General features: G+C 71.9%; 13 protein-coding genes and 1 pseudogene. 7 read left to right on the plus strand and 7 right to left on the minus strand.

Going from position 1 to position 11,891, the window contains the following annotated elements:
* The first annotated feature begins 174 nt into the window (after positions 1-174).
* The gene (locus tag EV284_RS08925) at positions 175-846 is read left to right on the plus strand and encodes a hypothetical protein (RefSeq protein WP_165425486.1); all 672 of its coding nucleotides are present in this window, start codon (positions 175-177) and stop codon (positions 844-846) included.
* A 61-nt stretch (positions 847-907) separates the two neighbouring features.
* On the opposite strand, the gene EV284_RS08930 is transcribed toward EV284_RS08925, so the two are convergent.
* The 3 genes from EV284_RS08930 to EV284_RS08940 are packed head-to-tail and all read right to left on the minus strand — an operon-like array spanning position 908 to position 3,950.
* Positions 908-2,041 (minus strand): Mrp/NBP35 family ATP-binding protein, encoded by a 1,134-nt coding sequence (locus tag EV284_RS08930; RefSeq protein ID WP_130332067.1) that lies wholly within the window; start codon positions 2,039-2,041, stop codon positions 908-910.
* Positions 2,042-2,083: 42 nt separating this feature from the next.
* On the minus strand, positions 2,084-2,653 hold the full coding sequence (locus tag EV284_RS08935; RefSeq protein ID WP_130332069.1) for a DUF1003 domain-containing protein: 570 nt from the start codon (positions 2,651-2,653) through the stop codon (positions 2,084-2,086).
* Positions 2,646-3,950, minus strand: a complete 1,305-nt coding sequence (locus EV284_RS08940) for a CBS domain-containing protein (protein WP_130332071.1) — start codon at positions 3,948-3,950, stop codon at positions 2,646-2,648. The genes EV284_RS08935 and EV284_RS08940 overlap by 8 nt, the downstream gene beginning before the upstream one ends.
* 205 nt (positions 3,951-4,155) lie before the next feature.
* Between EV284_RS08940 and EV284_RS08945 the strand changes: the two genes are divergently transcribed.
* Positions 4,156-4,893: a hypothetical protein gene (locus EV284_RS08945; protein WP_207228977.1), complete on the plus strand. Its 738-nt coding sequence runs from the start codon at positions 4,156-4,158 to the stop codon at positions 4,891-4,893.
* Here EV284_RS08945 and EV284_RS08950 read toward each other — a convergent pair.
* Together EV284_RS08950 and EV284_RS08955 are read right to left on the minus strand one after the other, a co-directional pair.
* A complete protein-coding gene (locus EV284_RS08950; protein WP_130332073.1) occupies positions 4,890-5,435 on the minus strand; it encodes a hypothetical protein in 546 nt (181 codons plus the stop codon). The two genes, EV284_RS08945 and EV284_RS08950, sit on opposite strands and share 4 nt — an antisense overlap.
* Before the next feature lie 23 nt (positions 5,436-5,458).
* On the minus strand, positions 5,459-6,577 hold the full coding sequence (locus tag EV284_RS08955; protein ID WP_130332075.1) for a magnesium and cobalt transport protein CorA: 1,119 nt from the start codon (positions 6,575-6,577) through the stop codon (positions 5,459-5,461).
* 458 nt (positions 6,578-7,035) lie between these two features.
* Here EV284_RS08955 and EV284_RS08960 point away from each other — a divergent pair, with 458 nt between their 5' ends.
* From EV284_RS08960 to EV284_RS08975, 4 genes are all read left to right on the plus strand, one after another.
* Positions 7,036-7,632 carry a suppressor of fused domain protein gene (locus EV284_RS08960; RefSeq protein ID WP_130332077.1) on the plus strand — a complete coding sequence of 199 codons (597 nt, stop codon included), beginning with the start codon at positions 7,036-7,038 and terminating at the stop codon, positions 7,630-7,632.
* A 139-nt stretch (positions 7,633-7,771) separates the two neighbouring features.
* Entirely contained in the window at positions 7,772-8,419 is a 648-nt protein-coding gene (locus tag EV284_RS08965) for a DUF6758 family protein (RefSeq protein ID WP_130332079.1), read from the plus strand.
* A gap of 94 nt (positions 8,420-8,513) precedes the next feature.
* A complete protein-coding gene (locus EV284_RS08970) occupies positions 8,514-9,371 on the plus strand; it encodes a PHP domain-containing protein (RefSeq protein ID WP_130332081.1) in 858 nt (285 codons plus the stop codon).
* Between the two features lie 126 nt (positions 9,372-9,497).
* Entirely contained in the window at positions 9,498-10,103 is a 606-nt protein-coding gene (locus EV284_RS08975; protein WP_130332083.1) for a MarC family protein, read from the plus strand.
* Between the two features lie 45 nt (positions 10,104-10,148).
* On the opposite strand, the gene EV284_RS32635 is transcribed toward EV284_RS08975, so the two are convergent.
* The gene (locus EV284_RS32635; RefSeq protein WP_165425487.1) at positions 10,149-10,304 is read right to left on the minus strand and encodes a hypothetical protein; all 156 of its coding nucleotides are present in this window, start codon (positions 10,302-10,304) and stop codon (positions 10,149-10,151) included.
* Positions 10,305-10,517: 213 nt separating this feature from the next.
* Here EV284_RS32635 and EV284_RS08980 point away from each other — a divergent pair, with 213 nt between their 5' ends.
* On the plus strand, positions 10,518-11,420 hold the full coding sequence (locus tag EV284_RS08980; protein ID WP_130332980.1) for an NYN domain-containing protein: 903 nt from the start codon (positions 10,518-10,520) through the stop codon (positions 11,418-11,420).
* 55 nt (positions 11,421-11,475) lie between these two features.
* Here the strand turns inward: EV284_RS08980 and EV284_RS33210 are convergent.
* Positions 11,476-11,891: pseudogene (locus EV284_RS33210) on the minus strand (DEAD/DEAH box helicase); the annotation flags it as partial.

The following is an 11,891-nucleotide window of genomic DNA, read 5'->3' on the forward strand; positions in this document are numbered from 1 at the left end:
CCGGCCGGACATCCCGCGTTCGGCCGCCCCCGGAGCCCCACGCGCCCGTCGCATTCCGGGCAGCCCTCAGCGGTGTGGATATGCTGCCGAGTTGTTGTGCGGACCGGACGCGTACGCCCGAAGGGGGGCGGGCCCTTGCCCCGGTCCGACGAGAACGAGGAGGCGTCCGGGCAGATGGAGACCACAAGTCGGGTAAGCGCGCAGACGCCGGCCACCGAGAGCGGCCGGCGCGGCCACCTCGGCGGCCGGACGGTCGACGGCTATCTGCGCGCGCCCTTCCCCTGGTACGGCCTCGACGAGGCGTTCACGGGGCACCGCTGGCTGCTCCAGGTCGGCCTGGCCGCCGACGGCGCGGTGGAGCACGGTTCGATCGGGCACGGCGACGAGCCCTCCGTACGCAACGAGCACAGCGCGAACTCCTCGGACGAGCCGCGGGAGAAGTTCGCCGTCGTGGTCACCGTGCCGGTGAACCCCTCCCGCCGCAGCGCGGACGGCACCGGGCTGCTGGAGGCCACCTCGGTCTCCTCGGCCGCCTGGCTGGCCGGGGTGGGCCTGCTGTCGGTCACCTGGCCCGGCCAGATGGACCACACCCTGCGCGACGACTGGCTGGACCAGCAGACCGAGACCGCGTGGGCGCTGGCCGACGACCTCGACGGCTCGGAGTGGGCGAAGCTCTCCCTCCCGGTGGACGGCGTGGCCACGTCCTTCCACTACCGGGAGTCGGAGTTCGGCTGGGTGCTCGCCGGCGCCACGGAGGCGGGCGTCCACATCGGCGCGTACGGCCGGGGGATGAGCGCCTACGGGCTCGGCTTCGCCGTCGTCAAGGACATCGGCGCCTACGCCTGAGAACACGACAGGAGGGGGCGCCGGCGAAAGTCGCCGGCGCCCCCTCCTGTCGTTTCCGGGCTCAGAACTTGTTGCGCGGGGTGATACCCAGGGACAGCCCCGACAGGCCGCGCTGACGGCCGCCCAGCTTGCCCGCGATGGCACGCAGGGCCGACCCGGCCGGGGAGTCGGGGTCGGTGAGCACGACCGGCTTGCCCTCGTCGCCACCCTCGCGCAGCCGCACGTCGATCGGGATGCTGCCGAGCACCGGCACGGTCGCGCCCGTGGTGCGGGTCAGACCGTCCGCGACGAGCTGGCCGCCGCCGGTGCCGAAGATGTCCACCATCTCGTCGCAGTGCGGGCAGGGCAGCCCGGACATGTTCTCCACCACGCCGACGATCTTCTGGTGGGTCTGCACCGCGATGGAGCCCGCGCGCTCGGCGACCTCGGCCGCGGCCTGCTGCGGGGTGGTGACGACCAGGATCTCCGCGTTCGGCACCAACTGGGCCACCGAGATGGCGATGTCACCGGTGCCCGGCGGCAGGTCCAGCAGCAGCACGTCCAGGTCGCCCCAGTACACGTCCGCCAGGAACTGCTGGAGCGCCCGGTGCAGCATCGGGCCGCGCCAGACGACCGGGGCGTTGCCCGGGGTGAACATGCCGATGGAGATGACCTTCACGCCGTTCGCCGACGGCGGCATGATCATGTTCTCGACCTGGGTGGGCTTGCCGTCCGCGCCCAGCATGCGGGGCACGCTGTGCCCGTAGATGTCGGCGTCCACCACGCCGACCTTCAGGCCGTCGGCGGCCATCGCGGCCGCCAGGTTCACCGTCACCGAGGACTTGCCGACGCCACCCTTGCCGGAGGCGACCGCGTAGACGCGGGTGAGGCTGCCGGGCTTGGCGAACGGGACCTCGCGCTCGGCCTGGCCGCCGCGCAGCGCGCTGGCCAGCTCCTTGCGCTGCTCGTCGCTCATCACGTCCAGCGTGACGTCCACCCGGGTGACGCCCTCGACGCGGGAGACCGCGTCGGTCACCCGCTGGGTGATCGTGTCGCGCATGGGACAGCCGGAGACCGTCAGGTACACCGTGACCGCGACCGCTCCGTCCGCGCCGATCTCCACCGATTTGACCATCCCGAGTTCGGTGATGGGTCGGTTGATCTCGGGGTCGTTCACCGTCGACAGCGCCTCGCGCACCGCGTCTTCCGTAGCCATAGGACGATGGTACGGCGCCCATGGGGGCCGACGGCCAGTGCCTCAGCGGTCGTCTGCGTCACGCCCGCCGGGGCGGCTTGTCCGTTCCGTCTCCAGTTCGCGTACCAGATCCTGGAGCTCGGACCTGATCCAGTCGCGGGTGGCGACCTCGCCGAGGCCCGCGCGCAGGGCGGCGATCTCGCGGGTCAGGTACTCCGTGTCCGCGATGGACCGCTCGTTCTGCTTGCGGTCCTGCTCCAGGTTGACCCGGTCGCGGTCGTCCTGCCGGTTCTGCGCGAGCAGGATCAGCGGCGCCGCGTAGGACGCCTGGAGGGACAGCATCAGGGTCAGGAAGATGAACGGGTAGGAGTCGAACCGCACCACGTCCGGCGCGGCGATGTTCCACACCACCCAGACGATGATGACGACCGTCATCCAGACGATGAAGCGTCCCGTGCCCAGGAACCGGGCGATCTTCTCCGACAGCCGGCCGAACGCCTCCGGGTCCCACTCCGGCAGCACCCTGCGGCGCGGCGGGCGCGGCTGGTCCAGGCGGGGCACGCGCGGACGGGACGCCGTGGCGCCCGCGGGGGCACGGTCACGGCCGTCGCGGCCGCCCTCGCGCTCAGCCATGCGCACCCGCTTCGCGCCCGGCGCCGGCCTCCGGCAGCTCGTCCAGGTGGAACTCCGTCTCGCGCCAGTCGTCGGGGAGCATGTGGTCCAGCACGTCGTCCACGGTCACCGCGCCCAGCAGCGACCCGGACTCGTCCACCACGGGGGCGGCGACCATGTCGTACGTGGCGAAGAACCCGGCGATGACGGGAAGCGTGGCGCCGGGGGCGAGGGGCTGCAGGTCGTCGTCGAGCAGCGAGCTCACGAGGGTGTACGGGGGGTCGCGCAGCAGCCGCTGGAAGTGCACGGTGCCCAGGTACTTGCCGGTCGGCGTCTCGTCCGGCGGGCGGCAGACGTACACCTGGGCGGCGAGCGCGGGGGAGAGGTCGGGGTTGCGGACCCGGGCGAGCGCGTCGGCGACCGTGGCGTCCGGGCGCAGCACGATCGGCTCGGTGGTCATCAGCCCGCCGGCGGTGTGCTCCTCGTACGACATCAGGCGCCGCATGTCGGCCGCGTCCTCGGGCTCCATGAGGCTGAGCAGGCGCTCCTGGTCGTCCTCCGGCAGCTCGCCCAGCAGGTCGGCGGCGTCGTCGGGGTCCATGGCCTCCAGGACGTCGGCGGCGCGCTCCTCCTTCAGCTTGCCGAGGATCTCGATCTGGTCGTCCTCCGGCAGCTCCTCCAGCACGTCGGCGAGCCGGTCGTCGTCCAGGGCGGCGGCCACCTCCGCGCGCCGCTTGGGGGAGAGGTGGTGCAGGACGTTGGCGAGGTCGGCGGGGCGCAGCTGCTCGAAGGTGGCGAGCAGGTTCTCCGCGCCCTGTCCGTGCTCCTCCAGGGAGAACCCGGTGACGGCCGACCACTCCACGGTCAGCGTCTCTCCCTTGGCCCGGCGGAAGGCGCCGCCCTTCTTCCCCTTGCGGACGAAGACCCGGTCCACCTCCCACTCGCGGCGGGCGGGCAGTTGCTGCACGGAGAGGTCGAGGACGGTGGCCTCCTCGCCGGTCTCCACCAGCTCCACCCGGCGGTCCAGCAGCTCCCCGAAGACCAGGCGCTCGGTGGGCCGCTGCTCGAAGCGGCGGACGTTGACCACACCCGTGGAGATGACCTGGCCGGAGTCGATGCCGGTCACACGGGTCATCGGCAGGAAGATGCGGCGTCGGGTGGACAGCTCCACCACCAGCCCGAGGACACGGGGCGGACGGCGGCCGACGCGCAGCATGACGACGATGTCGCGGACCCGGCCGACCTGGTCGCCCGCCGGGTCGAAGACGGGGACCCCGGCGAGGTGCGACACGAAGATCCGGGGGACACCGGCTGCCATCTGTGCTTCCTTTGCCGTGCTCGGGACGCTGAGAGGACTGGTACGGATTCGCTCTGATATGGCCACGCTTGTGCGCTTCAGGCTAGCCCGTACCGATCGGAAACGCCCCGGTGAGGGGTCCGGACGGACGGGCTCCGCTCGGGGCGCGTGCCCCCGGTACGCTGCCGTACGCCCATTCGGCACCGGCAGAGAGGCAGCCCCACCTGTGACTGCGATTCCCCAGGCACGCATCCGGAGAACCGCGCGGGTGGCCGCGCTGTGCGTGCTGGCCGTGTCTGCGCTGACGCTGCTGACGGGATGCGGCGAGGAGGACCCGGACGCCGGGACCAACGGGGTGGGCCGGCTGCCCGCGCGGAAGATCCAGACGCAGAGCCGGGCGGCGGCCGACGCGGCGCCGGCGGTGCACCTGGCCGGCACCGTCGTCACCGGCGGGGTCACCTTCACACTGGACATGCGGCTGAAGTCCGGCGGCGGCAGCGGCTCGGTGACCTCCAAGGGCTCCACCTTCCAGCTGCTGCGCGTCGGCGACGAGCTGTACGTGAAGGCCGACGCCGCCTTCTGGAACCACGGCGGGGACACCTCCGCCGCGGGCAAGCTGGACGGCAAGTACGTGAAGGTCCCCCAGCAGGACCCGGCGTACCGGAAGTTCAGCGGTTTCACCGAGAAGGACGTGCTGCTGCCCGCCCTGCTCACCCTGCACGGCGAGCTCGCCACGGCCGGCCACCACACCCAGGCCGGCACCCGAACGATCCGGGTCACCGGCGACGGCGGCCCCGGCGGCACCCTCGACGTCTCCCTGGAGGGCAAGCCCTACCCGCTGCGGCTGGTGCGCGGCGGCGGCGCCGGCACGCTCACCTTCTCCGAGTGGGGCAAGGACTTCCCCGCGGCCGAGCCCGCCAAGTCCGAGACGGTCGACTACGGCGGCCAACTGCCCGGCTCTTAAGCCCTGTCGGCCCGGCCCCGCTTGCGCCGACCGCCCAGCAGCCGGGGCAGCGCGGCCGGTGCCGGGACGCGGGTGGTGGCCGGGGTGGGCAGCGGGGGCTCGGCCAGGCTGCCGGTGGGCTGGGGCTCCACCGCGCCGGTGGGAACCAGGCGCAGTACCGCGCAGTCCCGGGCCCAGCGGGCCGGGATCTCCTCGGAGTCGGGGGCGTTGAGCCGCTTGCCCTTCAACTCGGCGACCGCCGCCTCCCATTCGGGCGAGGCCGCCTCCAGCCGGTGCACGGTGGCCCGCCAGGTGACGAGCCGGCCGCCCTTGTCCTTGCTGCGCACCGCCACCTCGGCCGCGCCGCCGTCGGTGAGACCGGGCAGCGGCTGCTCGCCCGCACCGTCACCGACCACCAGCGCCGCGCCCTCGTGCCAGACGTGCCAGAGCGGGCGGGCGGCGGGCGCCCCGGCGCCCCGGACCCAGATCAGGCCGGACTTCTTGGTGGCCTCCTCGATGAGGGCCTGGTCGAAAAGGGCCTGTGCGGGCGGCTCACTGGTCATGCGCCCAGCCTATCCAGCGGCGCTCAGAGCCAGCCGTTGCGCTTCAGCGTGCGGTGGATGCCCAGACACAGGGCGACCGTGACGCTCATGATCACCGGGTAGCCGTACTTCCAGTGCAGCTCGGGCATGTACGTGAAGTTCATGCCGTAGACCCCGCAGACCATGGTGGGCACGGCGATGATCGCGGCCCAGGCGGTGATCTTGCGCATGTCCTCGTTCTGCGCGACGGACGCCTGCGCCAGGTTGGCCTGGAGGATCGAGTTCAGCAGTTCGTCGAAGCCCATGACCTGCTCGTGCACCCGGGCCACGTGGTCGGCGACGTCACGGAAGTACTTCTGGATGTCCGGGTCGACCAGCCGCATCGGCCGCTCGCTCAGCAGCTGCATCGGGCGCTGCAGCGGGGCGACCGCGCGCTTGAACTCCAGCACCTCGCGCTTGAGCTGGTAGATCCGGGCCGAGTCGACACCGCGCGAGACACCTCCGTTGCGGCCGGGGGAGAAGACCTCCGTCTCCACCTCGTCGATGTCGTCCTGCACCGAGTCCGCGACCGCGATGTAGCCGTCCACCACATGGTCGGCGATGGCGTGCAGCACCGCCGAGGGGCCCTTGGCGAGCAGCTCGGGGTCCTCCTGGAGCCGGTGGCGCAGCGCCCGGAGCGAGCCCTGGCCGCCGTGCCGGACGGTGATGAAGAAGTCCCGGCCGGTGAAGCACATGACCTCACCGGTGTCGATGACCTCGCTGTTGGCGGTGAGCTGGTCGTGCTCGACGTAGTGGACGGTCTTGAACACGGTGAACAGCGAGTCGTCGTACCGCTCCAGCTTTGGGCGCTGGTGGGCCTGGACCGCGTCCTCCACGGCCAGCGGGTGGAGCCCGAAGGCGCTCGCGATGCCGGCGAACTCGGCCTCGGTGGGCTCGTGCAGGCCGATCCAGACGAAGCCGCCGTCCCGGCGCGCCTCGCGCATCGCCTCCTGCGGGCTGAGGGTGCGTCCGCTCTCCACCCGGGCGCCGTCGCGGTAGACGGCGCAGTCGACCACGGCCGAGGACGTGGTGGTGTCGGGCTCGAAGGGAGCGGCCGCCTCCTTGCGCGGGACGGGGCGGGCGGACGGTCGGACCACGGCTCGCAGGTCGCGGATCATCGACATGGCAGGCTCCTTCGCGGGCGGGCAACGAAAGTGCGCCTGCGACGGGTGGAACTACCCGGAATGGGGACGTTCGGACTGCATGCGTTTGGCACGTCCACAAAGCGGGGAGCACCGCACCGTCGCGGTGGCGACTTCGCTACTGATGCAGGACTGAGTCAGATCAGGCAGATCAGGCAAAGCGAAACGAAGTGCTCTTCCGGACGGCGAGGCGAACGAAAAGGTGGCGGTCAGCCAGGAATGACATCAACAGCCGGAAGAACGAGTGGTACTGCACGGTCGACTTCGATCCATGACAGCCCCACCTCCTCCGGCCGGTCCCTCGTAAGGGAGTCTCATCGGCGTCGGGGACTCGACGGCGAGCATGTGCACGCGGCCCCGAACCACCGGCTCAGCGTAGCAGCAGCCCATCGTGTCAAGGCGCAGCTTTGCCTGCCGCTGACGAGTTCTATGCTCACCGCATGGTTGATGTTCTTCCTCTGGTCGAGGCGCGGCTGAACTCGGCGCTCGGTGAACCGGACGCGCGTGCCTCGGTCACCTTCCTCGGCGCCGACCGTATCGAGGTGCTGCGCTTCCAGGAGGGGGACGTGGTCCGCTACGCCACGCTGGGCATGTCGGCGCACCCCATGAGCGATCCCACGGCCATGGTCGCCGACCCCGTCGAGGGGCCGCGTGCCGAGCTGGTCCTCTCCGTCCGCGCGGGCGTCACCGACACGGGTCCCGTGCTCCGGCCGCTCGCCGTGCTCGCCGCGTCCCCGCAGGTCGAGGGCGTGGTCGTGGCACCCGGTGCCTCGCTGGACGTGGGGGAACCGCTGTGGCCCGGCGCGCCCTTCACCTCGGTACTGGTGGGGGAGCCGGGCGGGCTGGTGGAGGACCTGGAGCTGGACGCCCCGCTGGACCCGGTGCGCTTCCTGCCGCTGCTGCCGATGACACCGAACGAGGCGGCGTGGAAGCGGGTGCACGGCGCCGGGGCGCTGCAGGAGCGGTGGCTCGGCCACGGCACGGATCTGCGCGACCCGAACCGCGCTTCGGTGCCGCTGGGGCCGTCGCCCGAGTGAGGGCGGGGTGCGGCCGGAGTGAGCAAGCTCACCAAGTGCCGTACAGAAGAGTGGAGTTGGCCGGAGTCCGGAATCGGGCCGGGGCCGTACGGGTGATCGTCCTTGACGTGCGGCCGCCGGGGTAGGACCGTGGGGCTCTATGAGGGGCGAACCCAGTTGCCCGAGGTGTGGTGGCCGGGTCCGGGCTCCCGGTCTCTTCGCCGACACGTGGCAGTGCGACGCGCACGGCGCGGTGTATCCGCTGCAGCCCGTGATCCCGCCCAGCGTCGAGGCCCTCACCGCCGTGGTGCAGCGCACCGGCGTCCCGCTGTGGATGCCGTGGCCGCTGCCGGTCGGCTGGCTGTTCACCGGCGTCGCCTACGCGGGCGACGCCCCTGGCGGCGGCCGGGCCACCGTGGTGGCCTGCTCCGGACCCGGCCCGCTCGGCGGTCCGGGCGAGCTGATCCTGGTCGCCGAGGAGCTGGGCGTCGGCCTGGGCGCGCGGTACGCGGGCCTCGACGGCCCCGACCCCGGCCCCTACCTGGACGTGGAGAAGCCGCCGCAGGCCAAGGTGCTGGCGGCCGGCCGTCCCACCCCGCTCTGGCATGTCGACGGTGCCCCGGACGACCGCGCCGTCTTCGCCGGCGAGGCGCTCGGCGTCTGGCTGTGGGCGGTCACCTGGCCCGCGCAGTCCGGCCTGCTGATGTACGACGAGCTGGTGCTGACCGACCTGCGGGACGCGGGCCCCGAGGTGGACCTGGTGCCCTGCGGGGCGCTCTCACCCCGGCTGATGCGGCCCGACCTGTAGGGGGCGCCTGCCGGGAGCGGGGGTGACAGGGCATGCCGTACGCGCGGCTATCCTTAGATGTCCTCACCGTCCCCGCGAGCCGTCCGGAGCAGCCGTGCGCATCGACCTGCACTGCCACTCCACCGCCTCCGACGGCACGGACACCCCGGCCGGGCTGATGCGCGCGGCCGCCGGCGCCGGACTGGACGTGGTCGCGCTGACCGACCACGACACCACCCGGGGTCACGCGGAGGCCCTGGCCGCGCTGCCCGAGGGGCTGACCCTCGTCACCGGCGCGGAACTCTCCTGCCGGATCGACGGCGTCTCCCTGCACCTGCTGGCCTACCTCTTCGACCCCGAGGAGCCCGCCCTGCTCGCCGAGCGCGAGCTGGTCCGGGACGACCGGGTGCCGCGCGCCCACGCGATGATCGCCAAGCTGAACGCGCTCGGCGTACCGGTCACCTGGGAGCAGGTCGAGCGGATCGCCGCCGGGGGCACGGTGGGCCGGCCGCACCTCGCGTCCGCGCTGGTGGAACTGGGTGTCGTCCCGACGGTGAGCGACGCGTTCACGGCCGAGTGGCTGGCCGACGGCGGGCGAGCCTACGAGGACAAGCACGAGACCGATCCGCTGGAGGCGATCCGGCTGGTGAAGGGCGCGGGCGGCGTGACCGTCCTCGCCCACCCGGCCGCCGCCAAGCGCGGCCGCACCGTGTCGCCGGACGCGGTCGCCGCGATGGCCGCCGCCGGACTCGACGGACTCGAAGCCGACCACACCGAGCACGACCAGGCCACCCGGACCCGCCTGCGGGGCCTGGCGAAGGACCTGGACCTGCTGGTCACCGGCTCCTCGGACTACCACGGCACCCGCAAGACCGTCGCGCTCGGCGAGAACACCACCGACCCCGAGGTCTACGGCGAGATCATCCGCCGGGCGACCGGCGCGTTCCCCGTACCGGGGACCGGCGGGGCCTGAGCCCCGGCGCCACCCTTCCGCTTTCCCCCACCCGATCACTCGCACGTCCGCCGTGCGCGCCCGCATCCTGCCCCGAAGGGGGCTCAGGGCGTCGTACGGCGGTGGCTCCATCATGCAAGGCACACGATGTTCGACCTCGCCGTCTTCGGCTCCCTGTTCCTGACCCTCTTCGTCATCATGGACCCGCCGGGGATCACCCCGATCTTCCTCGCCCTCACCGCGGGGCGCCCGGCCAAGGTCCAGAAGCGGATGGCCTTCCAGGCCGTCTGCGTGGCGGGCGGCGTCATCGCCGTCTTCGGCCTCCTCGGCCACCAGATCCTCGACTACCTGCACGTCTCGGTCCCGGCGCTGATGATCGCGGGCGGACTGCTGCTCCTGCTGATCGCGCTCGATCTGCTCACCGGCAAGACCGACGAGCCCAAGCAGACCAAGGACGTCAATGTCGCCCTCGTCCCGCTGGGCATGCCGCTGCTCGCCGGGCCCGGCGCGATCGTCTCGGTGATCCTGGCCGTACAGAAGGCCGGAAGTGTCGCCACGCAGGTCTCGGTGTGGACGGCGATCCTCGCCATCCATGTCGTGCTGTGGCTGGTGATGCGTTACTCGCTGCTGGTCATCAAGGTCATCAAGGACGGCGGTGTCGTCCTGGTGACACGGCTCGCGGGCATGATGCTCTCCGCGATCGCCGTGCAGCAGATCATCAACGGGGTCACTCAGGTGATCCGGGGAAGCTGAGACTCGGCCTCGGCTCCCCCGGAAGGCTTGAGTGCGTCGTGCGCCCTACGAGGCCGTGGAGCCTTCTGCGGGGCGGATCCACAGGCGCTGGCCGATGGCGGCCGCCTGCTGCACGATCCGGTTGACGGAGGCGGCGTCCACGACGGTGCTGTCCACGGTCGAGCCGTCGACCTCGTCGAGTCGCCTGATTTCGAAGCGCATGAAGGCTTCTCCCTTCGTCTGGTCATCCTCCAGTGGAGAACTACTGGTGTGCGACGTGTTGTCGCGGTGTCACATGTCTAGACAACGACCGGCCCACCGCAAACATTCCCTACGCTAACGAAATTTTTTCACGGGCTAATTACTGTCCGGTAAAAAGACTTCGCGACGGGACTGACGGGGACCAGTTGTGTTCGCAGCGTGACGGCCGGGACAATGGACTCGATGAACGAAGACCTGGCGGCTCTGGGTGCCCGCATCGACCACACCAACGAACTGCTGCAACGCATGCTCGTCGAGGTGGCGAAAACACCCTCCACCCACGCGATCTTCGTGGACGCGGGCTATCTCTACGCGGCCGCCGGCCGCCTGGTGGCCGGCACCGAGGACCGCCGCGCCTTCGACCTGGACGCCGAGGGTCTGATCGACGCGCTCATCGACAAGGCCCGCTCGATCTTCGCCGACAGCCGCCTGCTGCGCGTGTACTGGTACGACGGCGCCCGGCGCCGCATCCACACCGCCGAGCAGCAGTCGATCGCCGAGCTGCCCGACGTCAAGGTCCGCCTCGGCAACCTCAACGCCCACAACCAGCAGAAGGGCGTCGACTCCCTGATCCGCACCGACCTGGAGTCCCTCGCCCGCCACCGCGCCATCAGCGACGCGGCACTCCTCGGCGGCGACGAGGACCTCGTGTCGGCGGTCGAGGCGGCACAGGGGTACGGGGCGCGGGTCCACCTGTGGGGCATCGAGGCGCCCGAGGGCCGCAACCAGGCCGAGCCGCTGCTGTGGGAGGTCGACAGCCAGCGCACCTTCGACCTGCAGTTCTGCAAGCCGTACGTCTCCCGCCGCACGGCCGCCGCCTACGAGGCCACGGGCAACCGGCCCACCCGAGAGGACGTGCGCTTCGTCGGCGCCCAGATCGCGGCGAAGTGGCTGGTCTCGCGGGGCCGGGACAGCCTGATGGAGCTCCTCCCCGGCCATCCGTACCTGCCCGGCTCGGTCGACCAGGACCTCCTGGTGGAGGCGGAGGGGCTGCTCCAGTACTCCCTGCGCGGCCAGGCCGACCTGCGCCGGTCTCTGCGGGACGGCTTCTGGGAGCACCTGCAGACGCAGTACTGACAGCGGCGAGGCCCGGCCCCCTGCGACAGGGGGCCGGGCCTCGACGGGGTGCTGCCTACGCCTCGGTGGTCTCCACGGCCGCGACCTTGCGGGTACGGCGACGCGGCTTGGCCTCCGGCTCCTCGGTCGCCTGCGCCGGGATGTCCGTCGCGACGGCCTTGGCGGCGGTCTTGCGGGTGCGGCGCGGCTTGGCCTCGGCGGTCTCCGTGACCTCGGCGGTCTCCGTGGCCTCGGCCGTCTCGGCGGCCTTGGCGGCGGCGGTCTTCCGCGTACGGCGGGGCTTCACCTCGGCCTCGGGCGCCTCGACCGCGTCCACGGCCGTCTTGGCGGCGGCGGTCTTGCGGGTGCGGCGCGGCTTGGCCTCGGCGGCCTCCGTGACCTCGGCGGTCTCCGTGGCCTCGGCCGTCTCGGCGGCCTTGGCGGCGGCGGTCTTCCGCGTACGGCGGGGCTTCACCTCGGCCTCGGGCGCCT

Origin of the sequence: Streptomyces sp. BK022 (assembly GCF_004217355.1) — a bacterium.
GTDB lineage: Bacteria > Actinomycetota > Actinomycetes > Streptomycetales > Streptomycetaceae > Streptomyces > Streptomyces griseoluteus.

Excerpts from the sequence above, each read along its gene's own strand:
- EV284_RS08965 (WP_130332079.1), top strand. The coding sequence starts at position 7,772 with ATGAGGGGCGAACCCAGTTGCCCGAGGTGTGGTGGCCGGGTCCGGGCT.
- EV284_RS08930 (WP_130332067.1), bottom strand. The coding sequence starts at position 2,041 with ATGGCTACGGAAGACGCGGTGCGCGAGGCGCTGTCGACGGTGAACGAC.
- EV284_RS08935 (WP_130332069.1), bottom strand. The coding sequence starts at position 2,653 with ATGGCTGAGCGCGAGGGCGGCCGCGACGGCCGTGACCGTGCCCCCGCG.
- EV284_RS08940 (WP_130332071.1), bottom strand. The coding sequence starts at position 3,950 with ATGGCAGCCGGTGTCCCCCGGATCTTCGTGTCGCACCTCGCCGGGGTC.
- EV284_RS08960 (WP_130332077.1), top strand. The coding sequence starts at position 7,036 with ATGGTTGATGTTCTTCCTCTGGTCGAGGCGCGGCTGAACTCGGCGCTC.
- EV284_RS32635 (WP_165425487.1), bottom strand. The coding sequence starts at position 10,304 with ATGCGCTTCGAAATCAGGCGACTCGACGAGGTCGACGGCTCGACCGTG.
- EV284_RS08975 (WP_130332083.1), top strand. The coding sequence starts at position 9,498 with ATGTTCGACCTCGCCGTCTTCGGCTCCCTGTTCCTGACCCTCTTCGTC.
- EV284_RS08955 (WP_130332075.1), bottom strand. The coding sequence starts at position 6,577 with ATGTCGATGATCCGCGACCTGCGAGCCGTGGTCCGACCGTCCGCCCGC.
- EV284_RS08980 (WP_130332980.1), top strand. The coding sequence starts at position 10,518 with ATGGACTCGATGAACGAAGACCTGGCGGCTCTGGGTGCCCGCATCGAC.
- EV284_RS08925 (WP_165425486.1), top strand. The coding sequence starts at position 175 with ATGGAGACCACAAGTCGGGTAAGCGCGCAGACGCCGGCCACCGAGAGC.
- EV284_RS08950 (WP_130332073.1), bottom strand. The coding sequence starts at position 5,435 with ATGACCAGTGAGCCGCCCGCACAGGCCCTTTTCGACCAGGCCCTCATC.